The 578-nt window shown below is 58.7% G+C and carries 1 protein-coding gene; it reads right to left on the reverse strand.

Features of this window, described 5'->3' with window-relative positions; genetic code table 11:
* Positions 1–414: hypothetical protein (locus tag ACFO6W_RS26260; RefSeq protein ID WP_380002121.1), on the reverse strand; the 414-nt coding region annotated here is incomplete at its 3' end.
* Positions 415–578: the final 164 nt, after the last annotated feature.

Below are 578 nucleotides of genomic sequence, written 5' to 3' on the forward strand. Positions count from 1 at the left end.
ATTCCATTTTTGTGTTTCTTCATCCTGGCCGGGTGAACCGCTACGCAGGCCGCGCAACAGCTCCAGATAACGGCTGTCCTTATCCAGGGGGTTCAGGCTGCGCAGCAGCAGGTCATATCCCCCGCACACGATACCCGTCTCCAGCGATATCTCATTCGCGCCGACACCGGACAGCTTCAGACCCGCTTTACGCAGGCCCTCCACATCGCTCACTACGCAGGCAAGGTAATCGGCATAGCCCTCCTCGCTGACGCGGAAAGCCGTCTCCATATTACACAGGCTCAGCACGATGCAGGCCGAGCGCTCAAAGCACATCAACGTACCGCCCAGGCGGTACAGGTAAACCATGCCTGTGTTTCCGGCTTCACGGGCAAGTATCGCTTCCAGGCCGGGTACGGACGATTCGTCCGCCATATCCTTTTTTAATCGTAGTGCATACATCGTTGTCCTTCTTTTAGTGTGTGTAATGAACCGGAGGCCGGAGCCTGAACCCGGCTGTTACCGGCTCCGGGGCGGCAACTGCGGCGCCAGGTACTGCTCGACGGCCTGCGCCGAGGCATCCTTGAGCAGTACATGCT

Source organism: Dysgonomonas termitidis, from assembly GCF_042654545.1.
GTDB classification, from domain to species: domain Bacteria; phylum Bacteroidota; class Bacteroidia; order Bacteroidales; family Dysgonomonadaceae; genus Dysgonomonas; species Dysgonomonas termitidis.